Raw genomic sequence first — 25,774 nt, forward strand, 5'->3', positions numbered from 1 at the left:
GGTATCATCAGAACGGGTCATGCTTTTCTCCTTCCTGCGCCTGATAAAGGCCTCATTACCAGATTTGCGGTAGCCTTTTATCCAGTTTTTAACCGTGTTGTGGCTGGGAATGTTAAACCGGGCAGCTACCCGGGGTAGAGACTCAGAATGCCCGAGAGCATAAAGAACCACGCAAAGTTTATCTTCAGGAGAATAGCTACGCTTGTGTCTGCAATCCAGTGCCCGAGGACCGTGAAGAAGAAAAAGATTAATCCAGTGTGAGAGGCTGGTGTGAGAAAGTTGAAAGAGTTTTGCCGTAGAAATGATGCCTGCATGACCGGCCAGATAATGATTTACAGCGGCAAGTTTTACTTCAAATGAATGTTTCATAAACTGCACCTTCAGATGTCAGATTATGTCCAACATTTGGGGTGCAGTTCATGACGCGTCTTATCAGGCCTACAAGTCCGTTGAAAATGCTGGTTTTGTAGGCTGGATAAGGCGTTCACGCCGCATCCGGCAGCCGTGCCCAACTTCCTGATAAGGCGTTTACGCGCATCCGGCAACCGGGTCCAACTGCCTGATGCGACGCTTGACGCGTCTTATCAGGCCCACAAGTCCGTTGGAAATGCTGGTTTTGTGCGCCACATCCGGCATATTACCCATGACGCCGAATCGGTTGTTCAGAGTGCCCACGCTGCATCACCCTTTGCAACACTTCCGATTCCAGCTCCGCTAATCGCACCGACCCTAATCGACGCGGACGGGGGATATCCACTGTCAAATCCAGACCAATTTTTCCCTCTTCAATTAATAACACCCGGTCAGCCATTGCTACCGCTTCGCTCACATCATGCGTCACCAACAGTACGGTAAAGCCGTGCTCCTGCCAAAGTGACACAATCAAATCCTGCATCTCGAGCCGAGTCAGGGCGTCCAGCGCCCCGAGCGGTTCATCAAGCAATAATAAACCCGGTCGATGAATCAACGCTCTTGCCAGCGCCACACGCTGTTTCTGCCCGCCAGAAAGTGCGGCAGGCCATTCCCCCGCGCGATTCTCCAGTCCTACCGCAGCCAGCGCCCGACGCGCGGCATCGCGCCACTGACCTTGAAGGCCTAACCCAACGTTATCAATCACCGATTTCCACGGTAGCAGACGCGCATCCTGAAACATCATTCGCGTGTCTTCCTGAATTTCAGCCAGCGGTGTGGTGCCCGCTAACACATCGCCTGCGGTTGGCGTTTCCAGACCTGCCAGCAGGCGCAGCAAGGTACTTTTGCCACCACCGCTACGGCCCACCACCGCCACAAACTGACCTGCAGGAATATGTAAATCCAGTTGGTTCAGGACGATATTTTCCGCGTAATGTTTGCTTACTGCATTGAGCAACAATGGTGTGCCCTGGTTCAGACGAGCAGTATTCATACCGTGGCCTCCTTCAAATGATAAGCCGGGTTCCAGCGCAACCAGAGGCGCTCTAACAGCTGCGCGCTGACGTCAGCAAGTTTGCCGAGCAGGGCGTAAAGAATAATGGCGACAACCACCACGTCCGTTTGCAGAAACTCCCGCGCATTCATCGCCAGATAACCAATGCCGGAATTGGCAGAAATGGTTTCGGCAACAATCAGCGTCAGCCACATCAGGCCCAACGCAAAACGCACGCCGACCATAATGGAGGGCAGGGCACCAGGCAGGATCACATGGATAAACAGCGGGATGCCGGATAATCCATAGCTACGCGCCATTTCCACCAGACCGCGATCGATATTACGGATGCCGTGCCAGGTGTTGATATAAATGGGGAATAGCGTGCCGAGCGCCACCAGAAAGATTTTTGCGGATTCATCAATGCCAAACCACAAAATCACCAGCGGGATCAGCGCCAGATGCGGCACGTTACGCAACATCTGAATGGAGGTATCCAGCAGCCGTTCTCCCCAGCGAGATAGCCCGCTAATCAGTCCCAAAATCAACCCCAGCGATCCGCCAATTGAAAAGCCAATCAACGCCCGCCAGGAGCTGATCGCCAGATGCTGCCACAATTCGCCGCTGGCGGAGAGCGTCCAGAACGCCGTCACCACTCCTTCCGGAGAGGGCAAAATACGCGTCGACAGCCAGCCAACTGAGGAGGCCAGTTGCCACACCGCCACGATGCCCACCGGTAAAAACCAGGGGGCAACGCGCAATAACCACTTCTTCACTGGCGTTGCCATTATTTATTCCTTAGCTTTGCGCGGCTTTACGGGGGATAAAATCATTTGCCACCGCTTCGCCTTGCGGATTCAGCGGCTGCGGCTTCGGAATTTCCGGGATGGCGACATCCAGATGCGGGAACAGCAATTCGCCAACCCGATACGCTTCTTCCAGATGCGGGTAGCCCGAAAGCACAAAACTGTCGATGCCAAGTGCAGCGTATTCGTTGATTCGCGCAGCGACCGTCGGACCATCGCCCACCAGTGCCGTCCCGGCACCGCCGCGCACTAAGCCAACACCCGCCCATAAATTGGGGCTGATCTCCAGATTGTCGCGCTTGCCGTTATGTAGCGCCGCCATTCGCTGTTGTCCTACGGAATCCGTCCGGGCGAATGCGGCTTGTGCTTTGGCGATAGTCTCATCATCAAGATGCGAGATTAACCGCTCGGCGGCCTGCCACGCTTCGTCGTTGGTTTCACGAACAATCACATGCAGACGAATACCGAAACGAATTTTGCGTCCATGCGCGGCAGCTTTCGCCCGCACTTGTTCGATTTTCTCTTTAACCAGTTCCGGCGGTTCGCCCCAGGTGAGGTAGAGATCAACTTGTTCTGCCGCCAGCTCCTGGGCGACATCTGACGATCCGCCAAAGTAAAGCGGAGGATACGGCTGTTGAATCGGCGGGAAGAGCAGTTTGGCTCCGCGCACATGAATATGTTTACCGTTGAAATTGACGGTTTCCCCCAGCAATAAGCGCCGCCAGACTTGGGTAAATTCCGCCGAGGCTTCGTAGCGCTCGCTATGATCAAGGAACACGCCGTCGCCTGCCAGCTCTTGTGGATCGCTGCCTGTGACCAGATTAAACAACGCACGACCATTCGAGAGACGGTCAAGCGTGGCGGCCTGGCGGGCGGCAACGGTAGGTGAGGTTACGCTGGGACGCAGGGCGACAAGAAACTTCAGCCGTTGCGTCACCGGGATCATCGACGCGGCAACCAGCCACGCATCTTCGCAGGAGCGCCCCGTTGGGATCAGCACACCGGTATAGCCCAGGCGATCCGCCGCTTGCGCAATTTGTTGCAGATAACCGTGATCAACCGGGCGTGAACCTTCTTCCGTTCCCAGATAATGCCCGTCACCGTGGGTCGGTAAAAACCAGAACATATTCAGACTCATAATTGTTTTCCTTCCAGTTGAGTGAGCTACCAGATACGCTGGCGAATATCGACTTTTTTCGGCACCAGACGGTTTTCATAAAACAGATCTGCCGTTTGCTGCTGTAAGGCGGCAACTTCGGCGTTAACCGGTTTGATGGTGGTGGGAGGGCGATGATCCAGATACGAGGCAATCACTGGGGCCGGTAAGCCCATCGTTTTTGCCAATAAGGCGATGCTTTGCTCGCGCTGGCTGCGGGTTAACGCATCGGCCTCACTAAAGGTTGCCAGTACGCCCTGAATAAAAGCGCCGTTTTTTTCTGCATAGGGGCGAGCTGCCAGATAAAACGATCCGGTTTGATTGAGATCGGTGCCGTCTTTCAACACCCGCACGCCGCCCTGTAATAATGCAGCGGAGTAGTAGGGATCCCAGATAGCCCATGCGTCGACGTTACCTTGCTGGAACGCGGCGCGGGCATCGGCAGGCGTCAGGTAAGTGGGCTGAATATCCGTGAATTTAAGCCCGGCCTGGCGTAGTGCGCGTAGTAAAAGATTGTGAGAGCTGGAACCTTTCTGAAAGGCAACTTTGTGACCTTTAAGATCGGCTACGGTTTTGATCGGGCTATTTTCTGCCACCAGAATCACTTCGGCTTTGGGCTTCGGCGGCTCGACGCCCACATATACCAAATCAGCACCGGCAGCCTGGGCAAAGATTGGCGGAATATCTCCGGTACTGCCGAGATCAATACTGCCAACGTTTAACGCCTCCAACATTTGCGGTCCCGCGGGAAACTCCACCCACGAGATTTTTGTTTGCGGATAGCGTTTTTCCAGTAACTGGTGGCTTTTTGCCAGCACCATACCAATACTGCCTTTCTGATAGCCTATACGTAACGCTTCAGGCGAGGATTCTGCAGCAACCGCAAAAGTAGAGACGCTAAGCAATCCCGCCAGCGCCAGTTTAATGATCTTACGCATGGGCATTACCTCGCAGAGACAGAAGGTCAGGAACCTGAACATCCCGACGGTGCAATGCCTGCCAGAAAGTTTCTAGCGCGGTATCAAGACGGGTTTGTAAATTCGGCGTGAACTGCGGCTTGTGGTGGTAATCAATCACCTGTGAGTCATCGGCAAACACGCCGTGCAGGATCTCCTGGGCTTTCAGCGCACTTAAAACTGGCTTAAGGGCATAATCGACCGCCAGCAGATGGGCCACCGTACCGCCCGTCGCCAGCGGTAGCACCACTTTGCCTTGCAACGCACGTTCTGGCAGCAGGTCGAGCAGGGTTTTTAGCGCACCGGAATAGGCGGCTTTATACACAGGCGTGGCGACAATCAGCCCGTCAGCCTGTTGCAACTGTTCGGTGAAGGTATTGAGTGCCGGACTATCGAAACGAGCATAAAGCAGATCTTCCGGGGCAAAGTTTTGCAGATTCCAGTGATAAACCTCTACATCCAGGCCATTCAGTTTTTCCCGCGCATATTCCAGCAAGGAGCTGGAGCGAGAAGGAAAGCGAGGACTACCCGCCAGGGTGATGACACGCATACTCTCTCCTTATAACCAATTGTTCTTTTTTTGTTAACATTGATAACAATTCGGTCAGTCTGTCGGAGAGACAAGAAAATGCCAAATATAAATTTTGTGTATCTTTTTCTGAAAATAAACTAAAGAAAGGGCTTTATATATCACGCATATTTATTTATTGGATAGTCATTAGATGTTGAATCAATGAATTACTCATTCAGGCAATAAGAAAATATTCATGAAATCTATAAATTAAAGATTTGTCACTTATTGGATTAAAGATGCTTGATTTAAATGGCGGACAATTGTTGTTATTATTAAGTCCAATGTCATTTAAAGGCATTATCATATTTACGAAAAGATCAGGATGATAACGATGAAAAAAAGTGTATTGACGGCGTTTATAACTGTGGTATGTGCAACGTCCAGTGTTATGGCAGCTGATGATAATGCTATCACGGATGGCTCAGTAACATTTAATGGTAAAGTCATTGCTCCAGCTTGTTCGCTGGTAGCTGCGACCAAAGATTCAGTAGTCACATTGCCAAATGTCAGCGCCACCAAGTTGCAAACTAATGGTGCAGTCTCTGGCGTTAAAACTGATGTACCAATTGCCTTAGAAGGCTGTGATGTTACTGTAACTAAAAATGCGACTTTTACCTTCAGTGGTACGGCTGACGGAGTGCAACCTACAGCATTTGCCAACCAGGCTTCCACCGATGCAGCGACGAATGTTGCTCTACAAATGTATCTGCCAGATGGTTCTACATCGGTAACTCCCGGTATTGAAACGTCGAATATTCAGTTAGCGAATTCCGCTGAGCAAACAGTGACTTTTAAAGTTGATTATATCGCTACGGGTAAAGCGACTTCAGGTAATGTTAATGCGGTAACGGATTTTCATATTAACTATTATTAATAGAACACATTAATTGTTTTATTAATTAGTCCCCCTCCAGTGTTCTGGAGGGGATATCCATATTTTTTAAGAGTGACTATTTATGAAAACTTGCATAACAAAGGGAATTGTGACCGTAAGTTTAACGGCAATATTACTCAGCTGTTCGTTCACATGGGCGGCAGGTAAAGGTGGGGTCGGACTTGCAGCAACACGTCTTGTTTATTCGGAAGGTGAAGAGCAAATTTCACTGGGTGTACGTAACACCAGTCCGGATGTTCCTTATCTGATTCAGTCATGGGTGATGACACCAGATAATAAAAAGTCAGCGGACTTTATTATTACACCACCGCTATTTGTGCTAAATCCGGCAAACGAGAACCTGCTACGCATTATGTACATTGGCGCGCCGTTGGCGAAAGACAGAGAAACTCTTTTCTTCACCAGCGTACGGGCAGTCCCTTCAACAACGAAGCGGGAAGAAGGCAATACCCTGAAGATTGCCACACAAAGCGTCATCAAACTTTTCTGGCGACCAAAAGGTTTAGCGTATCCCTTAGCCGAGGCTCCGGCGAAACTGCGTTGCACTTCGTCAGCTGACATGGTTACGGTCAGTAACCCAACACCTTATTTCATTACCCTGACAGACCTGAAAATAGGTGGAAAGGTAGTTAAAAATCAAATGATTTCCCCCTTTGATAAATACCAATTCTCTCTGCCAAAGGGTGCCAAAAATAACAGCGTAACGTACCGAACCATCAATGACTACGGGGCGGAAACGCCGCAACTCAACTGCAAATCGTAAGCCGTCTTCAGTTAAGAGAGCGAGATGTATAGAACTCACCGACAACACAGCCTGTTAAGCTCTGGTGGAGTGCCATCGTTTATTGGTGGGCTGGTGGTGTTTGTGTCGGCAGCGTTCAATGCACAAGCTGAAACCTGGTTCGATCCAGCCTTTTTCAAAGATGATCCCTCAATGGTGGCCGATTTGTCTCGTTTCGAAAAAGGACAAAAAATAACGCCAGGGGTTTATCGTGTCGATATTGTTCTGAATCAGACAATTGTAGATACGCGCAACGTCAATTTTGTTGAGATAACGCCAGAGAAGGGGATTGCCGCCTGTTTGACGACTGAAAGCCTGGATGCAATGGGCGTGAATACTGATGCATTTCCGGCTTTTAAACAACTGGACAAACAAGCGTGTGCGCCATTGGCGGAGATTATTCCGGATGCCAGCGTAACTTTTAATGTGAATAAACTCCGTCTGGAAATTTCAGTACCGCAAATTGCCATCAAAAGTAATGCTCGTGGTTATGTCCCCCCTGAACGTTGGGATGAAGGGATCAACGCGCTATTACTGGGATATTCATTTAGCGGGGCTAACAGTATTCATAGCAGCGCAGACAGTGATTCTGGCGACAGTTATTTTCTGAATTTAAACAGTGGCGTTAATTTAGGCCCATGGAGATTGCGCAACAATTCAACATGGAGTCGTAGTAGTGGCCAAACCGCAGAATGGAAGAATCTCAGCAGCTATTTGCAACGGGCGGTTATTCCTCTGAAAGGCGAACTGACCGTAGGTGATGATTATACTGCAGGCGATTTTTTCGATAGTGTCAGCTTTCGTGGCGTACAGCTGGCGTCAGATGACAACATGCTGCCAGACAGCCTGAAAGGGTTTGCGCCTGTGGTGCGTGGTATCGCCAAAAGCAATGCCCAGATAACGATTAAGCAAAACGGCTACACCATTTACCAAACTTATGTCTCGCCAGGCGCTTTTGAGATTAGTGATCTCTACTCCACGTCGTCGAGCGGTGATTTGCTGGTTGAAATAAAAGAAGCTGACGGCAGCATCAATAGTTACAGCGTGCCCTTTTCCAGTGTGCCATTACTCCAGCGTCAGGGGCGAATCAAATACGCGGTGACGCTGGCGAAATACAGAACCAATAGTAATGATCAGCAAGAAAGTAAATTTGCTCAGGCCACGCTGCAATGGGGCGGACCGTGGGGAACGACCTGGTATGGCGGTGGACAATATGCTGAATATTACCGTGCTGCTATGTTGGGGCTGGGTTTTAACCTCGGCGATTTCGGAGCGATTTCGTTCGACGCGACCCAGGCGAAAAGTACACTGGCAGACCAAAGTGAACATAAAGGGCAGTCATATCGTTTTCTGTATGCCAAAACGCTCAACCATTTGGGCACTAACTTTCAATTGATGGGCTATCGCTATTCGACGTCGGGCTTCTACACCCTTTCCGACACCATGTATAAACACATGGATGGCTACGAATTTAATGACGGTGATGATGAAGATACGCCGATGTGGTCGCGTTATTACAATTTGTTTTACACCAAACGTGGCAAACTGCAGGTCAATATCTCCCAGCAATTAGGCGATTACGGTTCGTTTTATTTAAGTGGTAGCCAGCAAACATACTGGCATACCGATCAACAGGATCGGCTATTACAGTTTGGCTACAACACGCAAATTAAAGATCTCTCACTGGGCGTTTCCTGGAACTACAGTAAGTCCCGTGGTCAACCTGATGCTGATCAAGTATTTGCACTTAATTTTTCCCTGCCGCTCAATCTGTTGCTCCCCAGAAGTAATGATAGCTATACCAGGAAAAAAAATTACGCATGGATGACCTCTAATACCAGTATCGATAACGAAGGGCACACTACACAAAATCTTGGTTTAACGGAGACACTGCTCGATGACGGTAACCTGAGCTACAGCGTGCAACAGGGATATAACAGCGAGGGGGAAACGGCGAATGGTAGCGCCAGCATGGACTACAAAGGGGCGTTTGCGGATGCCCGAGTGGGCTACAACTACAGCGATAACGGTAGCCAACAACAACTTAACTACGCCCTTTCAGGCAGTTTAGTTGCTCATTCACGGGGCATTACCCTGGGGCAATCTCTGGGGGAAACCAACGTTCTGATTGCAGCACCAGGCGCGGAAAATACTCGTGTGGCGAATAGCACCGGGCTGAAAACTGACTGGCGCGGATATACCGTTGTTCCCTATGCCACTTCTTATCGTGAAAATCGAATCGTACTTGATGCTGCATCGTTAAAACGTAACGTGGATCTTGAAAATGCAGTAGTAAATGTAGTTCCCACCAAAGGGGCGTTGGTTCTGGCGGAGTTTAATGCCCATGCGGGGGGAAGGGTATTAATGAAAACATCAACGCAGGGTATACCGCTGCGTTTTGGCGCGATAGCGACGCTGGACGGCGTACAGACTAATAGCGGCATAATTGATGATGATGGCTCGCTCTATATGGTGGGTTTACCGGCGAAGGGAACAATAACCGTGCGCTGGGGCGAAGCACCCGATCAAATTTGTCATATCAGTTACCAGCTTACCGAACAACAAATTAACGCTGCGATTACGCGAATGGATGCCATATGCAGATAATCTTTGGAGAAAAATGCGTGTCATTACTACGACTATTTTTTGCCGCCGTCTTAATGCTATGGTGCGCTCAAACCGCTGCTTATAGCGGGCAGTGTCATACCACTCAGGGGAATCCCTATATTGGCGTCAATTTTGGCGTTAAAACCCTGGAGGAAGAAGAAAATACTGCAGGGGTAGTTAAAGACAAATTTTATCAGTGGAACGAATCGAATGATTATTATGTTTCCTGTGATTGCGATAAAGACAATGTCAGAAGTGGCCGATGGGCATTCGCCGCGGATTCACCGTTAGTCTATTTAGGCGACAACTGGTACAAAATTAATGACTATCTTGCCGCCAAAGTTTTATTGCAGGTTAAAGGCAGTTCTCCTACTGCGGTTCCTTTTGAAAACGTGGGCACAGGGGCAGATACCCGGTGGCATATTTGTGACCCCGGCGGTCAACGTTTAGGCGGCCAGGGGGCTAGCGGTAATAGCGGTAGCTTTTCCCTGAAAATATTGCAGCCGTTCGTTGGTTCGGTCGTCATTCCTCCTATGGCGCTGGCGCGATTATTTGAATGCTACAACATACCCGCAGGTGATTCCTGCACGACTACAGGTACACCGGTTTTAGTGTATTACCTGTCTGGTACTATCAATTCACTTGGCTCATGTTCCGTCAATGCCGGAGAAACAATCGAGGTCGATCTGGGCGACGTATTTGCGGCTAACTTTCGTGTTGTAGGGCATAAGCCTCTTGGGGCCAGAACGGCAGAACTTGCAGTCCCAGTCAGGTGTAACACTGGAAACGCTGGGTTAGTTAACGTCAACCTGAGTCTGACGGCAACCTCAGACCCCAGCTATCCCCAGGCGATTAAGACTTCACGTCCTGGCGTGGGCATTGTGGTGACTGACAGCCAGAACAACATAATTTCCCCGGCGGGTGGAATTCTACCGCTCTCTATTCCTGATGATGCAGACAGTATCGCGCGAATGAATGTCTATCCGGTCAGCACGACAGGCGTACCACCAGAAACCGGGCGATTTGAAGCCACGGCAACGGTGAGAATAAATTTTGATTAACGCGTGAACGTATGAAGAAAAAAACAATATTTCAGTACGTTATCTTGTTCTTTAGCTTTCTTAACACCCATGTCGGGATGGCTGGGCCTGAACAAGTTAGTATGCATATTTATGGGAATGTGGTCGATCAGGGCTGTGATGTCGCCACCAAAAGTGCATTACAAAATATTCATATTGGTGATTTTAATATCAGTGATTTTCAGGCCGCGAATACCGTAAGCACTGCTGCTGATTTGAATATCGATATCACCGGTTGTGCCGCTGGTATTACTGGCGCGGACGTCCTTTTTAGCGGCGAGGCTGACACCCTTGCGCCGACACTGCTCAAACTAACTGACACAGGCGGAAGCGGTGGTATGGCAACGGGGATTGCCGTGCAAATTCTTGATGCGCAAAGTCAGCAAGAAATCCCGCTCAATCAGGTCCAGCCTCTTACGCCCTTAAAAGCCGGGGATAACACACTCAAATATCAACTTCGTTATAAGTCCACAAAGGCGGGAGCAACGGGCGGTAATGCGACGGCGGTTCTCTATTTTGATCTGGTTTACCAGTGAAGGAGTGATGTTGAAACGGATAATCTGGATTCTGTGCTTACTGGGTTTAACGGGGAGTTGTGAGCTATTTGCCCATGATGGCACGGTCAACATCAGCGGATCGTTTCGCCGTAATACATGCGTGCTGGCACAGGATAGCAAGCAAATCAATGTGCAGTTAGGCGATGTCTCGCTGACACGTTTTTCTCATGGGAACTATGGGCCGGAGAAATCTTTCATCATTAATTTGCTGGATTGCGGAACAGATGTCAGCACGGTTGACGTTACTTTTTCAGGAACACCCGACGGAATGCAGAGCGAAATGCTGTCCATTGAAAGTGGTACGGATGCAGCCAGCGGGCTGGCAATTGCGATTCTGGATGATGCGAAAATATTGATTCCGCTTAACCAGGCAAGTAAAGACTACAGCCTACATAGCGGTAAGGTGCCATTAACTTTTTATGCGCAATTGCGACCTGTTAATAGCGATGTGCAGTCGGGTAAAGTGAATGCCAGCGCGACATTTGTACTTCATTATGACTAATACGTGGAACAGATTGACGCTCGCGATTTTTGCCGTTTTATCGCTGCTGGTGGCGGGGAAATTGCAGGCAGGAGTGGTGGTTGGCGGAACGCGATTTATCTTCCCGGCAGACAGAGAATCGATATCTATTTCACTGACTAATACCAGTCAGGAATCCTGGCTTATTAACAGTAAAATCAATCGCCCAACGCGTTGGGCCGGGGGCGAAGCATCGACAGGGTCAGCACCACTACTGGTCGCTCCACCACTTGTTCTCCTGAAGCCCGGTACTACAGGCACGTTGCGCTTGCTGAGAACGGAAAGCGACATCTTGCCTGTGGATCGCGAAACGCTATTTGAGTTAAGCATTGCCAGCGTGCCATCCGGCAAAGTTGAAAATCAGAGCGTAAAAGTGGCGATGCGCTCGGTATTTAAACTGTTCTGGCGACCCGAAGGTTTGCCGGGCGACCCGCTGGAAGCTTATCAACAATTACGCTGGAGACGGAATTCGCAGGGTGTACAACTCACTAACCCAACGCCTTACTACATTAACCTGATTCAGGTGAGCGTAAATGGTAAAGCGTTAAGTAATGCGGGAGTTGTGCCACCTAAAAGCCAGCGTCAGACAAGCTGGTGTCAGGCAATAGCACCGTGTCATGTCTCCTGGCGGACGATAAATGATTACGGCGGGTTGAGTGCAAAGAAGGAGCAAAATCTGCTCTGAAACAGGCTCGGAAAACGTTTGCGCTTTTTTTGCCACAGGTCAATTCCCTTTTGGTCCGAACTCGCACATAATACGCCCCCGGTTTGCACACCGGGAATCCAGGAGAGTTCATGTACTACCCCTTCGTTCGTAAAGCCCTTTTCCAGCTCGATCCAGAGCGCGCTCATGAGTTTACTTTTCAGCAATTACGCCGCATTACCGGAACGCCGTTTGAAGCACTGGTGCGGCAGAAAGTGCCTGCGAAACCTGTTAACTGCATGGGCCTGACGTTTAAAAATCCGCTTGGTCTGGCAGCCGGTCTTGATAAAGACGGGGAGTGCATTGACGCGTTAGGCGCGATGGGATTTGGATCGATCGAGATCGGTACCGTCACGCCACGTCCACAGCCAGGTAACGATAAGCCGCGTCTCTTTCGTCTGGTAGATGCCGAAGGTTTGATCAACCGTATGGGCTTTAATAATCTTGGCGTTGATAATCTCGTAGAGAACGTAAAAAAGGCCCATTATGACGGCGTCCTGGGTATTAATATCGGCAAAAATAAAGATACGCCAGTGGCGCAGGGCAAAGATGACTATCTGATTTGTATGGAAAAAATCTATGCCTATGCGGGATATATCGCCATCAATATTTCATCGCCGAATACCCCAGGATTACGCACGCTGCAATATGGTGAAGCGCTGGATGATCTCTTAACCGCGATTAAAAATAAGCAAAATGATTTGCAAGCGATGCACCATAAATATGTGCCTATCGCAGTGAAGATCGCGCCGGATCTTTCTGAAGAAGAATTGATCCAGGTTGCCGATAGTTTAGTTCGCCATAATATTGATGGCGTTATTGCAACCAATACCACGCTCGATCGTTCTCTGGTTCAGGGAATGAAAAATTGTGATCAAACCGGTGGCTTAAGTGGTCGTCCGCTTCAGTTAAAAAGCACAGAAATTATTCGCCGCTTGTCACAGGAATTAAACGGTCGCTTACCGATCATCGGTGTTGGCGGCATTGACTCGGTTATCGCTGCGCGTGAAAAGATTGCTGCGGGGGCCTCACTGGTGCAAATTTATTCTGGTTTTATTTTTAAAGGTCCGCCGCTGATTAAAGAAATCGTTACCCATATCTAATTATTTCTTCGAATTCCTCTTTATAAGATAATCAGGGCTTTATTTTCAGCCCTGGTTGTTTTATATTCATCGCTGTTGCTTATTTAGACATTTTGTACTTTTATTGTTGAGGTTATTAAGCGAAGCGACAATGGATTGTGTTGCTGCGGTTTTATAGGGTAGGGGAGAGGCAAATGCGAATTAAACCAGACGATAACTGGCGTTGGTATTACGATGAAGAGCACGATCGAATGATGCTCGATTTAGCCAATGGTATGCTATTTCGCTCACGTTTTGCGCGCAAAATGTTGACTCCAGATGCCTTTTCTCCCGCAGGCTTTTGCGTTGATGACGCCGCGCTCTATTTCTCATTTGAAGAAAAATGCCGCGATTTTAATTTATCTAAAGAACAAAAAGCCGAACTGGTGCTTAATGCGCTGGTAGCAATTCGTTATCTCAAACCGCAAATGCCGAAAAGCTGGCATTTTGTTTCCCATGGTGAAATGTGGGTGCCCATGCCGGGCGATGCGGCCTGCGTTTGGTTGAGCGACACTCACGAGCAAGTCAATTTGCTGGTCGTTGAATCTGGCGAAAATGCCGCACTATGCCTACTGGCACAACCCTGCGTTGTTATTGCGGGTCGCGCGATGCAGCTGGGCGACGCCATCAAAATCATGAACGACAGGCTGAAACCGCAGGTTAATGTTGACAGCTTCAGCCTCGAACAGGCAGTCTAACGCGTCAGCTTAAGCGCAGTCTTCGGTACACAGCTACAGCAAAGAATGGTGCCATCATCGCCCATTGCTGATTTTTTCAGCGGCGTGACTTCGCCTTCTAAAAGCTGAACACGGCAACTTCCACAAATGCCCGCGCGGCAAGAATAAGGGATACGAATTCCCTGATTTTCTAATTGCTCCAGCAACACCTGCTGGTTATTTCCACGAAATGCCTGTCCCTGCCAGTCAATATCTACATTTGCGTCCGGTTGTTGCGTGATGTTGACGGTATCATCAGCGGCGGCTGCGCCGTAAATTTTAGCCGGAGCCGTTGCCAGAATTTCCACCTCATCGCCAACGCGAATTACGCCGCTATTACGGGCAATTAAATTCTGGCCAAAATCGACATCGCCGTTATCCTGGGCAGTGCGGAAAGATTGCAATGTTTTTAATGGTTCGCCTGCCGGATGTTTTTGCCCTTTTTCTGGGCTGACGGTGGTGAAAATACAGCGGCTACAAGGTTTAACCACATCAAACACCACATCACCAATACGAATCACTTTCCAGCTATCTTCTTCCCAGGCTGACGCGCCGGAAACCACCAGATTAGGGCGGAATTGCTCCATTTTTACACTGGCCGGACAACGTTGTTGGAGATCACGTAACGAGGCTTCGTTAGCAAGAAGGTAAGGATAGCCATCAGCAAATGACAGGGGTACAGTGTTGTGGCGTTTCACGCGCCGCGTCATTTGTGGCCCCACCCAGCGCAACTGCACTTCGCGGGAGAAAAATCCACTTAGCCATTTGTTGATCGCGTCTGGTGCAATTCGCGCGGTAAAATGTGTGCCCCAAACTTCGGTTGGTGCGTCTTGTGTGGCGAAATCAGCAAAACGAACATATGCGCTACTGCCATCTGGTGCGGTGAGATGCAAGCCATCATGCACAGGTGAAGGAGTAAACCGTACCATCTGGGGAAACTGGCGAGCGGTAATAAACGTACCGTCAGGTTCCGTGATCATAAAGATGCGATCGAAGGCCAGACCACTGACATCTGCCAGGGCATGTGTAAGACCAATGCCGCGCATCGATTTAACAGGATGAATAAAAAGCCGGGTTAATGTCGCCACGGTGTGGTCCTCAAATGAAAATAAGCCCTCAACTTTATGACATGACGCGCTTATTAGCTATAATGCGCAACAATTTTCTTAGCGCCTGTCCCATTAGGCTATTTTATTTGTCAGTTTGGCCCTGGGTTGTGCTCGAAATCCTCACGTACTTGTGTACGCTCCGGTTTCTCCGCGCTGTCCATGTCCAGACTGACTGCAACAATTACGCCTACTGCGGTAGGCTCTTAGAGTAAAAGTGACGATATGAATTCTCTGTTTGCCAGTACGGCCCGTGGGCTGGAAGAGCTGTTAAAAACTGAACTGGAAAACCTGGGGGCCGTTGAATGCCAGGTGGTTCAGGGTGGGGTCCATTTCAAGGGCGACACACGGCTTGTTTACCAGAGCCTGATGTGGAGCCGCCTGGCCTCGCGTATTATGTTGCCGCTGGGCGAGTGTAAGGTTTACAGCGATTTAGACCTCTATCTCGGTGTTCAGGCGATCAACTGGACAGAGATGTTTAATCCTGGCGCGACCTTCGCTGTCCACTTCAGTGGTTTGAATGACACCATCCGCAACAGTCAGTACGGTGCGATGAAAGTGAAAGACGCGATCGTCGATGCTTTCACGCGGAAAAATCTGCCGCGTCCAAATGTTGATCGCGATGCGCCGGATATCCGCGTTAACGTCTGGCTGCATAAAGAAACCGCCAGTATTGCCCTTGATCTCAGTGGTGATGGTTTACATCTGCGTGGCTATCGCGATCGTGCTGGTATTGCGCCGATCAAAGAAACCCTGGCAGCCGCGATTGTTATGCGATCCGGCTGGCAGCCAGGAACACCGCTGCTCGATCCGATGTGTGGTTCCGGTACGTTGCTGATTGAAGCGGCGATGCTGGCGACCGATCGCGCACCAGGCTTGCACCGTGGGCGTTGGGGCTTTAGCGGCTGGGCGCAGCATGATGAAGCTATCTGGCAGGAAGTGAAAGCGGAAGCGCAAACTCGCGCCCGTAAAGGCCTGGCTGAGTATAGCTCTCATTTTTACGGTTCGGACAGCGACGCACGGGTGATTCAACGTGCACGCACTAACGCCCGTCTTGCGGGGATTGGTGAACTGATCACCTTTGAGGTGAAAGATGTCGCGCAACTGACCAATCCGCTGCCGAAAGGGCCGTACGGTACAGTGTTGAGCAACCCGCCATACGGTGAACGTCTGGACAGTGAACCGGCGCTGATTGCGCTGCATAGCCTGCTGGGCCGAATCATGAAAAACCAGTTCGGCGGCTGGAATCTCTCTTTATTCAGTGCCTCGCCGGATCTGTTAAGTTGCCTGCAGTTGCGTGCAGACAAACAGTACAAAGCGAAAAACGGTCCATTAGACTGCGTGCAGAAAAATTACCACGTTGCCGAAAGCACACCAGACAGCAAACCGGCAATGGTGGCAGAAGACTACGCCAACCGTCTGCGTAAGAACCTCAAAAAATTCGAGAAGTGGGCGCGTCAGGAAGGCATTGAATGCTACCGCCTGTACGACGCCGATCTACCGGAATACAACGTTGCAGTTGACCGCTACGCCGATTGGGTGGTGGTGCAGGAGTATGCGCCGCCAAAAACTATTGATGCGCACAAAGCGCGTCAGCGTCTGTTCGATATTATCGCTGCAACCATTTCGGTATTGGGGATTGCGCCAAACAAACTGGTGCTGAAAACCCGTGAACGCCAGAAGGGCAAAAATCAGTACCAGAAACTGGGCGAGAAGGGCGAGTTTCTCGAAGTTACCGAATATAACGCTCACTTGTGGGTGAACCTGACGGATTACCTCGATACCGGTCTGTTCCTCGATCACCGTATCGCCCGTCGTATGCTCGGTCAGATGAGCAAAGGCAAAGATTTCCTCAACCTGTTCTCTTATACCGGCAGCGCCACCGTGCACGCGGGATTAGGCGGTGCACGCAGCACCACCACCGTGGATATGTCGCGTACTTATCTGGAGTGGGCAGAACGCAACCTGCGTCTGAATGGCCTAACCGGGCGTGCGCATCGCCTGATTCAGGCCGATTGCCTGGCGTGGCTGCGTGATGCAAATGAACAGTTCGATCTGATCTTTATCGATCCGCCAACCTTCTCTAACTCAAAACGAATGGAAGATGCGTTTGATGTTCAGCGCGATCATCTGGCGCTGATGAAAGATTTGAAACGTCTGCTGCGTGCAGGCGGGACGATCATGTTCTCGAACAACAAACGTGGCTTCCGTATGGATCTTGACGGACTGGCAAAACTGGGACTGAAAGCACAAGAAATTACGCAAAAAACGCTCTCCCAGGATTTCGCCCGTAACCGCCAGATCCACAACTGCTGGCTGATTACCGCAGCCTGAAAGGAATAGTAATGTCATTAATCAGTATGCATGGCGCATGGCTGTCGTTCAGCGACGCGCCGCTTCTCGATAACGCAGAACTGCATATCGAAGATAACGAACGTGTTTGTCTGGTAGGCCGCAACGGCGCAGGCAAATCGACGTTAATGAAAATCCTCAACCGTGAACAAGGGCTGGATGACGGTCGCATTATTTACGAGCAAGATTTGATTGTAGCTCGTCTGCAACAGGATCCGCCGCGTAACGTTGAGGGGAGTGTTTATGATTTCGTTGCCGAAGGCATTGAAGAACAAGCGGAATACCTGAAACGCTATCACGATATTTCGCGCCTGGTGATGAACGACCCGAGCGAGAAAAATCTCAACGAACTGGCGAAGGTTCAGGAACAGTTGGATCACCACAACCTGTGGCAGCTGGAAAACCGCATTAACGAAGTGCTGGCGCAACTGGGGTTAGATCCTAACGTTGCGCTGTCGTCGCTTTCCGGCGGCTGGTTGCGTAAAGCGGCATTAGGACGCGCGCTGGTGAGCAATCCGCGCGTATTGCTGCTCGACGAACCGACTAACCACCTGGATATCGAAACCATCGACTGGCTGGAAGGATTCCTTAAAACCTTCAATGGGACGATAATTTTCATCTCCCACGACCGTTCGTTTATCCGCAATATGGCGACGCGCATTGTTGATCTCGATCGCGGCAAGCTTGTGACCTATCCTGGGAATTACGACCAGTACCTGCTGGAAAAAGAAGAAGCCCTGCGCGTGGAAGAACTACAAAATGCCGAGTTCGATCGCAAACTGGCGCAGGAAGAGGTGTGGATCCGCCAGGGGATCAAAGCACGCCGTACCCGTAATGAAGGCCGCGTACGCGCCCTGAAAGCAATGCGTCGTGAGCGTGGCGAACGTCGCGAAGTGATGGGTACCGCAAAGATGCAGGTGGAAGAGGCCAGCCGCTCCGGTAAGATCGTTTTCGAAATGGAAGACGTTTGCTACCAGGTTGACGGTAAGCAACTGGTGAAAGATTTTTCGGCCCAGGTTCTACGTGGCGACAAAATTGCCCTGATTGGCCCGAATGGGTGCGGCAAAACCACGCTGCTGAAACTGATGCTCGGTCAGCTTCAGGCGGACAGCGGGCGTATTCACGTTGGCACCAAACTGGAAGTGGCTTATTTCGATCAGCACCGTGCGGAACTGGATCCCGATAAAACGGTGATGGATAACCTTGCTGAAGGTAAGCAAGAGGTGATGGTTAACGGCAAGCCACGCCATGTTTTAGGCTATTTGCAGGACTTCCTGTTCCATCCTAAACGGGCGATGACGCCGGTACGTGCGCTTTCTGGCGGTGAGCGTAACCGCTTGTTGTTGGCGCGTTTGTTCCTCAAACCAAGCAACTTATTGATTCTTGACGAACCGACCAACGATCTTGATGTTGAAACGCTGGAACTGCTGGAAGAACTGATCGACAGCTACCAGGGCACGGTATTGCTGGTGAGCCACGATCGTCAGTTTGTCGATAACACCGTTACAGAATGCTGGATCTTCGAAGGCGGCGGTAAAATTGGTCGTTATGTCGGCGGTTATCATGATGCCCGTGGTCAGCAAGAACAGTATGTGGCGCTCAAACAGCCTGCGGTGAAAAAAATCGAAGAAGCCGCCGCGCCAAAAGCAGAAACTGTAAAACGCAGCAGTAGCAAACTAAGCTATAAATTGCAGCGCGAACTGGAGCAGCTACCGCAATTGCTCGAAGATCTGGAGGCGAAGCTGGAAGCCCTACAGACGCAGGTGGCGGATGCTTCCTTCTTCAGTCAGCCGCATGAGCAGACGCAAAAAGTGCTCGCCGATATGGCTGCTGCAGAGCAGGAGCTGGAGCAAGCCTTTGAACGCTGGGAGTATCTTGAAGCGTTAAAAAATGGTGGCTGATCGCAAAATAGTCGATTTAAACAGAGACAGCTGACAACGGTAAAATTGCCTGATGAACTGGGTTTATCAGGCATGAAAACCAACACTTTGTTAGTCATCTGTAAAATAGCGCATCATTAAGGAGTACCAATGTGCGAACATCATCATGCCGCGAAGCACATCCTGTGCTCGCAGTGTGACATGCTGGTGGCGTTACCGCGCCTTGAGCATGGTCAGAAAGCGGCATGTCCCCGGTGTGGCACAACGTTAACCGTGGCGTGGGATGCCCCTCGGCAGCGTCCCACCGCCTATGCGTTGGCTGCACTGTTCATGCTGTTGCTGTCCAACTTGTTTCCTTTTGTGAATATGAACGTTGCAGGAGTTACCAGTGAAATTACATTACTGGAAATTCCCGGCGTGCTTTTTTCTGAGGACTACGCCAGCCTCGGCACCTTTTTCCTGTTGTTTGTGCAACTGGTTCCCGCGTTTTGTCTGATAACCATTCTGTTACTGGTGAATCGCGCGGAATTACCGGTCCGTTTAAAAGAGCAACTGGCACGGGTGCTTTTTCAACTCAAAACCTGGGGAATGGCGGAGATTTTCCTCGCGGGTGTGCTGGTCAGTTTCGTTAAACTGATGGCCTACGGCAGCATTGGTGTCGGCAGCAGCTTTCTCCCCTGGTGTTTATTTTGTGTCCTGCAACTGCGCGCCTTTCAGTGCGTTGATCGTCGCTGGTTATGGGACGATATCGCCCCGATGCCAGAACTGCGCCAGCCGCTAAAACCAGGCGTCACGGGGATACGTCAGGGGCTGCGTTCATGCTCCTGTTGTACGGCAATCCTTCCTGCTGACGAACCCGTATGCCCGCGCTGTAGTACCAAAGGGTACGTTCGGCGTAGAAACAGCCTGCAATGGACACTCGCGCTGCTTGTTACGTCCATCATGCTGTATCTTCCGGCTAATATTTTGCCCATCATGGTGACGGATTTATTAGGCTCGAAGATGCCATCGACGATTCTCGCTGGGGTCATCCTGTTATGGAGCGAAGGCTCTTATCCCGTCGCTGCGGTGATCTTTCTGGCCAGTATTATGGTGCCAACGTTAAAGATGATCGCCATCGCGTGGCTGTGTTGGGATGCCAAAGGGCATGGCAAGCGCGACAGTGAAAGAATGCATTTGATTTATGAAGTTGTTGAGTTTGTAGGCCGCTGGTCGATGATTGACGTTTTCGTTATCGCGGTGCTCTCGGCGCTGGTGCGTATGGGAGGTTTAATGAGTATTTATCCGGCAATGGGTGCATTAATGTTTGCTTTAGTCGTCATAATGACAATGTTTTCTGCTATGACGTTTGACCCGCGTTTGTCGTGGGATCGTCAACCTGAATCAGAGCATGAGGAGTCCTGACAGTATGGAATCTAATAATGGGGAAGCCAAAATCCAGAAAGTGAAGAACTGGTCTCCCGTGTGGATATTTCCTATCGTCACGGCGCTCATTGGGGCCTGGGTTCTTTTTTATCATTACAGCCATCAGGGGCCGGAAGTGACCCTGATCACCGCGAATGCGGAAGGAATAGAAGGTGGTAAAACCACCATTAAAAGCCGTAGCGTTGACGTCGGCGTGGTTGAAAGCGCCACACTGGCTGATGATTTGACGCACGTTGAAATCAAAGCGCGGCTGAATTCCGGTATGGAAAAATTGCTGCATAAAGATACCGTCTTTTGGGTGGTGAAACCGCAGATTGGTCGAGAAGGGATTAGCGGCCTGGGAACGCTGCTGTCTGGGGTTTATATCGAACTGCAGCCAGGCGCGAAAGGCAGCAAAATGGATAAATACGATTTGCTGGACTCGCCACCGTTGGCCCCGCCTGATGCGAAAGGTATCCGTGTGATTCTCGATAGCAAAAAAGCCGGGCAGCTCTCGCCAGGAGATCCCGTGCTGTTCCGTGGCTATCGGGTAGGTTCGGTTGAAACCAGCACCTTCGATACGCAAAAACGCAATATCAGCTATCAACTGTTCATCAATGCACCTTATGACCGACTGGTGACCAGCAATGTTCGCTTCTGGAAAGATAGTGGCATTGCGGTTGATTTGACGTCAGCGGGAATGCGTGTGGAGATGGGCTCATTGACAACGCTGCTTAGTGGCGGTGTCAGCTTTGATGTGCCGGAAGGTCTGGATTTAGGGCAGCCAGTGGCACCGAAAACAGCTTTCGTTTTGTATGATGATCAGAAGAGCATTCAGGATTCGTTGTACACCGATCACATTGATTATCTGATGTTCTTTAAAGATTCGGTACGCGGTCTGCAACCGGGAGCTCCGGTAGAATTCCGGGGTATTCGCCTGGGTACCGTAAGCAAAGTGCCATTCTTTGCGCCGAATATGCGTCAGACATTTAACGATGATTACCGTATTCCGGTACTGATTCGTATCGAGCCAGAGCGGCTGAAAATGCAGCTTGGCGAAAATGCGGATGTTGTTGAGCACCTTGGCGAATTGTTGAAACGTGGTTTACGCGGATCGCTGAAAACCGGAAACCTGGTCACTGGCGCACTGTATGTTGATCTCGATTTCTATCCAAATACGCCTGCAATAACCGGTATTCGTGAATTTAATGGTTATCAGATTATCCCGACCGTTAGCGGCGGTCTGGCGCAAATCCAGCAACGACTGATGGAAGCGTTGGATAAGATCAACAAACTGCCATTGAATCCGATGATTGAACAGGCAACCAGTACGCTTTCTGAAAGTCAGCGCACAATGAAAAACCTGCAAACGACGCTGGATAGCATGAACAAGATCCTCGCCAGCCAGTCGATGCAGCAGTTACCGACGGATATGCAGTCAACGTTGCGTGAATTGAATCGCAGCATGCAGGGCTTCCAGCCTGGCTCCGCAGCCTACAACAAGATGGTGACGGATATGCAGCGCCTTGATCAGGTGTTGCGAGAACTGCAACCGGTGCTGAAAACGCTCAATGAGAAGAGTAACGCGCTGGTATTTGAAGCGAAGGACAAAAAAGATCCAGAGCCGAAGAGGGCGAAACAATGAAAAAGTGGCTAGTGACGATTGCAGCACTGTGGCTGGCCGGATGCAGCTCCGGCGAAATTAATAAAAACTATTACCAGTTACCTGTGGTGCAGAGCGGTACACAAAGTACCGCCAGCCAGGGTAATCGCCTGTTATGGGTAGAGCAGGTCGCTGTTCCTGACTATCTGGCCGGAAATGGTGTGGTTTATCAAACCAGTGATGTGAAGTATGTGATTGCCAACAACAACTTGTGGGCCAGCCCGTTGGATCAACAGTTGCGCAACACTCTGGTTGCCAACCTGAGTACGCAACTGCCCGGCTGGGTGGTTGCCTCCCAGCCTCTGGGAAGCGCCCAGGACACGCTCAATGTTACCGTAACGGAGTTTAACGGTCGCTATGATGGCAAGGTCATTGTCAGTGGTGAATGGCTGTTGAACCACCAGGGACAACTGATCAAACGTCCGTTCCGTCTGGAAGGGGTGCAAACTCAGGATGGTTACGATGAGATGGTTAAAGTACTGGCCAGTGTCTGGAGTCAGGAAGCCGCTTCTATTGCGCAAGAGATAAAGCGTCTACCTTAATTATAAAGATTTGTAAATATAACCGTCTCCGGTATGTTGCCTGAGGCGGTTTTTTTGTTTCTAAGGTGCGGAAAAAGTTGTTCCTCTTCACATTTTTTGTACAACCGACATGCCCGTGTAGCTCACAAATATGACAGTGGCGTGAATTTTGCGCATTGACGGCAGTTATGATTCGCGGTATTGCTTAACTGTGATTGCACATTTAGTAATCACTGTTTTCTTTTCCACCAGAAACCAGTATGAGGGAAACGAGGCATGAAGAGACAAAAACGAGATCGCCTGGAACGGGCACATCAACGTGGTTATCAGGCCGGCATCGCCGGACGCTCAAAAGAAATGTGTCCCTATCAGACGCTGAATCAAAGGTCACAATGGCTGGGAGGCTGGCGAGAAGCCATGGCGGACAGGGTAGTAATGGCCTGATTCTGTCTCTTTAAAAAGAAACCTCCGCATTGCGGAGGTTTCGCCTTTTGATACTCTGTCTGATTATAATCAGAAGGCAGACGTATCCTGGAACAGACCGACTTTCAGGTCGCTGGCGGTATAGATCAAACGACCATCAACCAGCACTTCGCCATCCGCCAGGCCCATAATCAGACGACGGTTAACAATGCGTTTAAAGTGAATACGGTAGGTCACTTTTTTCGCTGTCGGCAGTACCTGACCAGTGAATTTCACTTCGCCAACGCCCAGCGCGCGGCCTTTACCTTCGCCGCCCAGCCAGCCGAGGTAGAACCCTACCAGCTGCCACATTGCGTCCAGGCCCAGGCATCCTGGCATAACCGGATCGCCAATGAAGTGGCATCCGAAGAACCACAGATCCGGATTGATATCCAGTTCTGCTTCAACATACCCTTTGTCGAAGTTACCACCCGTTTCGGTCATTTTGACCACACGGTCCATCATCAGCATGTTCGGTGCTGGCAATTGCGGGCCTTTAGCGCCAAACAGTTCACCGCGACCAGAGGCAAGAAGGTCTTCTTTTGTATAGGATTCGCGTTTATCTACCATGTTCTCTGTAAGCCTTATTTTATTGAAGCACGCAGGATAGCTAACACGTGTACGCTGAACAAGTCCGATCAGTTCGGAATAAACCAGTTCAGCCAACGTAATGGCCATGGAAAACGGTGACGTCCTTCCTGTTGCGATGCTTGCGCGATACGTTCCTGGATGGTTTGCATCAGCGTCGTTTGGCCTTCGCCATCCCACACCAGATTTAATAATAACGGCAGTGCGTCAGTCACATCGTCTACTGCCCAGATGGTGAATTTGCCTTCTTCTACCGCTTTCACCAGTTCACTGTGAAGACTTAAATGGCGAACGTTAGCAGTGGGGATAATGACACCTTGTTTCCCGGTTAACTCACGTTGCTGGCAAATAGCAAAGAAGCCTTCGATTTTCTCATTTAAACCACCGACCGGCTGGGCACGACCGAACTGATCGACTGAACCTGTGATAGCGATACTCTGATTCACCGGCACATCGGCGAGGGCGCTTATCAGGGCGCAGAGCTCAGCCATCGAGGCACTATCGCCATCCACTTCACTGTATGACTGCTCAAATGTCAGCGATGCTGAGAAGGGGATCTGTTGCTCAAGCTGTAGTTCCGACATCAGGAACGCCTGCATGATCATCATCCCTTTCGCATGGATATTGCCGCCAAGCTCCGCTTTGCGTTCGATGTCGGTGAATTCACCATCGCCAATATGCACAACGCAGCTAATGCGAGAAGGTTCGCCAAAAGCGCGTGGATGACCCGGAAATTCAATGACCGAAAGGGCGTTAATTTGCCCGATGCGTTCGCCTTCGGTTTCAATCAGGATTTGCTCCTGAAGAATCTCATCCTGCATGCGTTCAGCGAGGAAACCTTCGCGCCATTCACGCTGCTGTAGCATTAAGTTTAGCTGCTCGCCGGAGAAGGTGTCGCCATCGCACAGGGAGGCGACCTCTTTACACTGGCGGAGGATCCACTGCGGGCTAAGCGGAAGTGTTTCTTGTTCACCGGTGTAGCGGGCTGCTTCGCGGATAAGTACCGGCCAGGCATCCGCTCCCGGTGCAGGTAAGTGATTATGTCTGGCGGTCAATGTTACCCAGCGACACCACTGGCTTACTGACTCCGCATCGACAATCTGCAGAGTATCTTCAAATTCGCTATAAATAGCCTGCTCTGAAAGCTCTGGTTCCATCTCCTGGAAATCAGCCAATGATTCGCGTTCGCCTACCAGAATGACTTTCAGCTTCAATGGCATCGAAGGCACAGAGACGGGGAGAGGGCGCGACTCATCAAACGCAACCCAGTCAAAACGCTCGCGGTTAACGATATTTTTCAGCCGCATCCACAGCAGAGGTTGCGCCAGCAGTGTACGCAAAGAGATGATGAGAATACCGCCATTTGCCTGATGCACCAGACCTGGCTGCAGGGTAATGTCGCCATTAAACTGGCGCAGGCAGCCAAAGAGTTGTTCCGCTTCTACCCAGTCGGCAGCGACAACTTGCGTTAAAGTCGCAAAATTATCATCTGCACTCACTGCGTTACGTAAGCGGATGGTGTGCCCGGAAACCTCATAGTGACCGCCCACCAGTTGGCCTGCATCGCTTTGTAGCGCACGCGCGGCATCGGCAATAAGATTCAGATACTCAGACTCTTCCGGGGCCTTCGCCAGCATAAAAGAGGAGGATGCTCGCGTATGCAGCAACTGCTCCAGCGCAAATTGCAGTCGCGGTTGAGTATCACTGAATAAAGGATCGTTTTCGTCAATCAAATGTGGCTGAGCAAATATTTCCTGATAGCTATCGGTATCAGGAACCAGGTCACGCCATGCAAGTTTCGTAATGGTCAAAGTTGATGTTTTTTAGTCTGTTGTCAAAGCCGCGATTATACCGTAACCGGCACTGCAGCACACGTAGAAAGCACCGACAATACTCCTGGCATGGGCGTTAAAGCTCACAGG

At 50.4% G+C, this 25,774-nt stretch carries 24 protein-coding genes; 15 read left to right on the top strand and 9 right to left on the bottom strand.

Annotation, left to right across the window (positions count from 1 at the left end):
- The 6 genes from ACJHXB_RS08280 to ssuE form a co-directional block, all read right to left on the bottom strand.
- Positions 1–369: helix-turn-helix domain-containing protein (locus ACJHXB_RS08280; protein WP_137489996.1), on the bottom strand; the 369-nt coding region annotated here is incomplete at its 3' end.
- A 268-nt stretch (positions 370–637) separates the two neighbouring features.
- Entirely contained in the window at positions 638–1,405 is a 768-nt protein-coding gene (gene ssuB, locus ACJHXB_RS08285) for an aliphatic sulfonates ABC transporter ATP-binding protein (protein ID WP_001090520.1), read from the bottom strand.
- Positions 1,402–2,193 carry an aliphatic sulfonate ABC transporter permease SsuC gene (gene ssuC, locus ACJHXB_RS08290; protein ID WP_000235203.1) on the bottom strand — a complete coding sequence of 264 codons (792 nt, stop codon included), beginning with the start codon at positions 2,191–2,193 and terminating at the stop codon, positions 1,402–1,404. Before ssuC ends, ssuB begins: the two co-directional genes overlap by 4 nt.
- Positions 2,194–2,203: 10 nt before the next feature.
- Entirely contained in the window at positions 2,204–3,349 is a 1,146-nt protein-coding gene (gene ssuD / locus ACJHXB_RS08295; protein WP_000055995.1) for an FMNH2-dependent alkanesulfonate monooxygenase, read from the bottom strand.
- Positions 3,350–3,375: 26 nt separating this feature from the next.
- On the bottom strand, positions 3,376–4,305 hold the full coding sequence (gene ssuA, locus ACJHXB_RS08300) for an aliphatic sulfonate ABC transporter substrate-binding protein SsuA (RefSeq protein WP_001226255.1): 930 nt from the start codon (positions 4,303–4,305) through the stop codon (positions 3,376–3,378).
- Positions 4,298–4,873, bottom strand: a complete 576-nt coding sequence (gene ssuE, locus ACJHXB_RS08305; RefSeq protein WP_001263938.1) for an NADPH-dependent FMN reductase — start codon at positions 4,871–4,873, stop codon at positions 4,298–4,300. Before ssuE ends, ssuA begins: the two co-directional genes overlap by 8 nt.
- A 355-nt stretch (positions 4,874–5,228) precedes the next feature.
- Here ssuE and ACJHXB_RS08310 point away from each other — a divergent pair, with 355 nt between their 5' ends.
- The 9 genes from ACJHXB_RS08310 to zapC all read left to right on the top strand — a co-directional run bounded on the left by ACJHXB_RS08310 (position 5,229) and on the right by zapC (position 13,858).
- Positions 5,229–5,771 (top strand): fimbrial protein, encoded by a 543-nt coding sequence (locus ACJHXB_RS08310; RefSeq protein ID WP_000750287.1) that lies wholly within the window; start codon positions 5,229–5,231, stop codon positions 5,769–5,771.
- Positions 5,772–5,853: 82 nt separating this feature from the next.
- Entirely contained in the window at positions 5,854–6,555 is a 702-nt protein-coding gene (locus tag ACJHXB_RS08315) for a molecular chaperone (RefSeq protein ID WP_001469509.1), read from the top strand.
- A 24-nt stretch (positions 6,556–6,579) separates the two neighbouring features.
- Positions 6,580–9,180, top strand: a complete 2,601-nt coding sequence (locus ACJHXB_RS08320; protein WP_000286296.1) for a fimbrial biogenesis usher protein — start codon at positions 6,580–6,582, stop codon at positions 9,178–9,180.
- On the top strand, positions 9,171–10,241 hold the full coding sequence (locus ACJHXB_RS08325; RefSeq protein WP_001165676.1) for a fimbrial protein: 1,071 nt from the start codon (positions 9,171–9,173) through the stop codon (positions 10,239–10,241). The genes ACJHXB_RS08320 and ACJHXB_RS08325 overlap by 10 nt, the downstream gene beginning before the upstream one ends.
- A gap of 11 nt (positions 10,242–10,252) precedes the next feature.
- The gene (locus ACJHXB_RS08330) at positions 10,253–10,795 is read left to right on the top strand and encodes a fimbrial protein (protein WP_000730623.1); all 543 of its coding nucleotides are present in this window, start codon (positions 10,253–10,255) and stop codon (positions 10,793–10,795) included.
- Positions 10,796–10,802: 7 nt separating this feature from the next.
- Positions 10,803–11,318, top strand: coding sequence for a fimbrial protein (locus ACJHXB_RS08335; RefSeq protein ID WP_000919477.1), 516 nt, complete (start codon positions 10,803–10,805; stop codon positions 11,316–11,318).
- The gene (locus tag ACJHXB_RS08340) at positions 11,284–12,021 is read left to right on the top strand and encodes a fimbrial chaperone (RefSeq protein WP_001111483.1); all 738 of its coding nucleotides are present in this window, start codon (positions 11,284–11,286) and stop codon (positions 12,019–12,021) included. Before ACJHXB_RS08335 ends, ACJHXB_RS08340 begins: the two co-directional genes overlap by 35 nt.
- A gap of 110 nt (positions 12,022–12,131) precedes the next feature.
- Positions 12,132–13,142, top strand: coding sequence for a quinone-dependent dihydroorotate dehydrogenase (gene pyrD / locus ACJHXB_RS08345; protein WP_001469506.1), 1,011 nt, complete (start codon positions 12,132–12,134; stop codon positions 13,140–13,142).
- A 173-nt stretch (positions 13,143–13,315) separates the two neighbouring features.
- A complete protein-coding gene (gene zapC, locus ACJHXB_RS08350) occupies positions 13,316–13,858 on the top strand; it encodes a cell division protein ZapC (protein ID WP_001295353.1) in 543 nt (180 codons plus the stop codon).
- Here the strand turns inward: zapC and ycbX are convergent.
- The gene (ycbX, locus tag ACJHXB_RS08355) at positions 13,855–14,964 is read right to left on the bottom strand and encodes a 6-N-hydroxylaminopurine resistance protein YcbX (RefSeq protein ID WP_000224276.1); all 1,110 of its coding nucleotides are present in this window, start codon (positions 14,962–14,964) and stop codon (positions 13,855–13,857) included. The genes zapC and ycbX overlap by 4 nt on opposite strands.
- A gap of 243 nt (positions 14,965–15,207) precedes the next feature.
- Here ycbX and rlmKL point away from each other — a divergent pair, with 243 nt between their 5' ends.
- From rlmKL to rmf, 6 genes are all read left to right on the top strand, one after another.
- The gene (gene rlmKL / locus ACJHXB_RS08360; RefSeq protein WP_001086523.1) at positions 15,208–17,316 is read left to right on the top strand and encodes a bifunctional 23S rRNA (guanine(2069)-N(7))-methyltransferase RlmK/23S rRNA (guanine(2445)-N(2))-methyltransferase RlmL; all 2,109 of its coding nucleotides are present in this window, start codon (positions 15,208–15,210) and stop codon (positions 17,314–17,316) included.
- Positions 17,317–17,327: 11 nt separating this feature from the next.
- The gene (locus ACJHXB_RS08365) at positions 17,328–19,235 is read left to right on the top strand and encodes an ABC transporter ATP-binding protein (RefSeq protein ID WP_000053080.1); all 1,908 of its coding nucleotides are present in this window, start codon (positions 17,328–17,330) and stop codon (positions 19,233–19,235) included.
- Between the two features lie 129 nt (positions 19,236–19,364).
- The gene (gene pqiA, locus ACJHXB_RS08370) at positions 19,365–20,618 is read left to right on the top strand and encodes a membrane integrity-associated transporter subunit PqiA (protein WP_000333176.1); all 1,254 of its coding nucleotides are present in this window, start codon (positions 19,365–19,367) and stop codon (positions 20,616–20,618) included.
- 4 nt (positions 20,619–20,622) lie between these two features.
- Positions 20,623–22,263 carry an intermembrane transport protein PqiB gene (pqiB, locus tag ACJHXB_RS08375; RefSeq protein WP_410233483.1) on the top strand — a complete coding sequence of 547 codons (1,641 nt, stop codon included), beginning with the start codon at positions 20,623–20,625 and terminating at the stop codon, positions 22,261–22,263.
- Positions 22,260–22,823 (top strand): membrane integrity-associated transporter subunit PqiC, encoded by a 564-nt coding sequence (gene pqiC, locus ACJHXB_RS08380; protein ID WP_000759110.1) that lies wholly within the window; start codon positions 22,260–22,262, stop codon positions 22,821–22,823. The genes pqiB and pqiC overlap by 4 nt, the downstream gene beginning before the upstream one ends.
- A 255-nt stretch (positions 22,824–23,078) precedes the next feature.
- Positions 23,079–23,246 carry a ribosome modulation factor gene (rmf, locus tag ACJHXB_RS08385; RefSeq protein ID WP_000828648.1) on the top strand — a complete coding sequence of 56 codons (168 nt, stop codon included), beginning with the start codon at positions 23,079–23,081 and terminating at the stop codon, positions 23,244–23,246.
- A gap of 69 nt (positions 23,247–23,315) precedes the next feature.
- Here rmf and fabA read toward each other — a convergent pair whose 3' ends face one another.
- Both fabA and ACJHXB_RS08395 read right to left on the bottom strand, forming a co-directional pair.
- Positions 23,316–23,834 (bottom strand): bifunctional 3-hydroxydecanoyl-ACP dehydratase/trans-2-decenoyl-ACP isomerase, encoded by a 519-nt coding sequence (fabA, locus tag ACJHXB_RS08390; protein ID WP_000227927.1) that lies wholly within the window; start codon positions 23,832–23,834, stop codon positions 23,316–23,318.
- A 68-nt stretch (positions 23,835–23,902) separates the two neighbouring features.
- Positions 23,903–25,663: a Lon protease family protein gene (locus ACJHXB_RS08395; protein WP_000156477.1), complete on the bottom strand. Its 1,761-nt coding sequence runs from the start codon at positions 25,661–25,663 to the stop codon at positions 23,903–23,905.
- Positions 25,664–25,774: the final 111 nt, after the last annotated feature.

This window comes from Escherichia sp. WS3227_2 (assembly GCF_046486495.1).
Lineage (GTDB): Bacteria > Pseudomonadota > Gammaproteobacteria > Enterobacterales > Enterobacteriaceae > Escherichia > Escherichia coli.

Coding starts and splice junctions, on each gene's coding strand:
- rlmKL (WP_001086523.1), top strand. CDS start 15,208: ATGAATTCTCTGTTTGCCAGTACGGCCCGTGGGCTGGAAGAGCTGTTA.
- ssuB (WP_001090520.1), bottom strand. CDS start 1,405: ATGAATACTGCTCGTCTGAACCAGGGCACACCATTGTTGCTCAATGCA.
- ssuE (WP_001263938.1), bottom strand. CDS start 4,873: ATGCGTGTCATCACCCTGGCGGGTAGTCCTCGCTTTCCTTCTCGCTCC.
- rmf (WP_000828648.1), top strand. CDS start 23,079: ATGAAGAGACAAAAACGAGATCGCCTGGAACGGGCACATCAACGTGGT.
- ACJHXB_RS08340 (WP_001111483.1), top strand. CDS start 11,284: ATGCCAGCGCGACATTTGTACTTCATTATGACTAATACGTGGAACAGA.
- ssuA (WP_001226255.1), bottom strand. CDS start 4,305: ATGCGTAAGATCATTAAACTGGCGCTGGCGGGATTGCTTAGCGTCTCT.
- ACJHXB_RS08325 (WP_001165676.1), top strand. CDS start 9,171: ATGCAGATAATCTTTGGAGAAAAATGCGTGTCATTACTACGACTATTT.
- fabA (WP_000227927.1), bottom strand. CDS start 23,834: ATGGTAGATAAACGCGAATCCTATACAAAAGAAGACCTTCTTGCCTCT.
- ssuC (WP_000235203.1), bottom strand. CDS start 2,193: ATGGCAACGCCAGTGAAGAAGTGGTTATTGCGCGTTGCCCCCTGGTTT.
- ACJHXB_RS08310 (WP_000750287.1), top strand. CDS start 5,229: ATGAAAAAAAGTGTATTGACGGCGTTTATAACTGTGGTATGTGCAACG.
- ACJHXB_RS08335 (WP_000919477.1), top strand. CDS start 10,803: ATGTTGAAACGGATAATCTGGATTCTGTGCTTACTGGGTTTAACGGGG.
- zapC (WP_001295353.1), top strand. CDS start 13,316: ATGCGAATTAAACCAGACGATAACTGGCGTTGGTATTACGATGAAGAG.
- ssuD (WP_000055995.1), bottom strand. CDS start 3,349: ATGAGTCTGAATATGTTCTGGTTTTTACCGACCCACGGTGACGGGCAT.
- ACJHXB_RS08315 (WP_001469509.1), top strand. CDS start 5,854: ATGAAAACTTGCATAACAAAGGGAATTGTGACCGTAAGTTTAACGGCA.
- ACJHXB_RS08365 (WP_000053080.1), top strand. CDS start 17,328: ATGTCATTAATCAGTATGCATGGCGCATGGCTGTCGTTCAGCGACGCG.
- pyrD (WP_001469506.1), top strand. CDS start 12,132: ATGTACTACCCCTTCGTTCGTAAAGCCCTTTTCCAGCTCGATCCAGAG.
- pqiC (WP_000759110.1), top strand. CDS start 22,260: ATGAAAAAGTGGCTAGTGACGATTGCAGCACTGTGGCTGGCCGGATGC.
- ACJHXB_RS08320 (WP_000286296.1), top strand. CDS start 6,580: ATGTATAGAACTCACCGACAACACAGCCTGTTAAGCTCTGGTGGAGTG.
- ACJHXB_RS08330 (WP_000730623.1), top strand. CDS start 10,253: ATGAAGAAAAAAACAATATTTCAGTACGTTATCTTGTTCTTTAGCTTT.
- pqiB (WP_410233483.1), top strand. CDS start 20,623: ATGGAATCTAATAATGGGGAAGCCAAAATCCAGAAAGTGAAGAACTGG.
- pqiA (WP_000333176.1), top strand. CDS start 19,365: ATGTGCGAACATCATCATGCCGCGAAGCACATCCTGTGCTCGCAGTGT.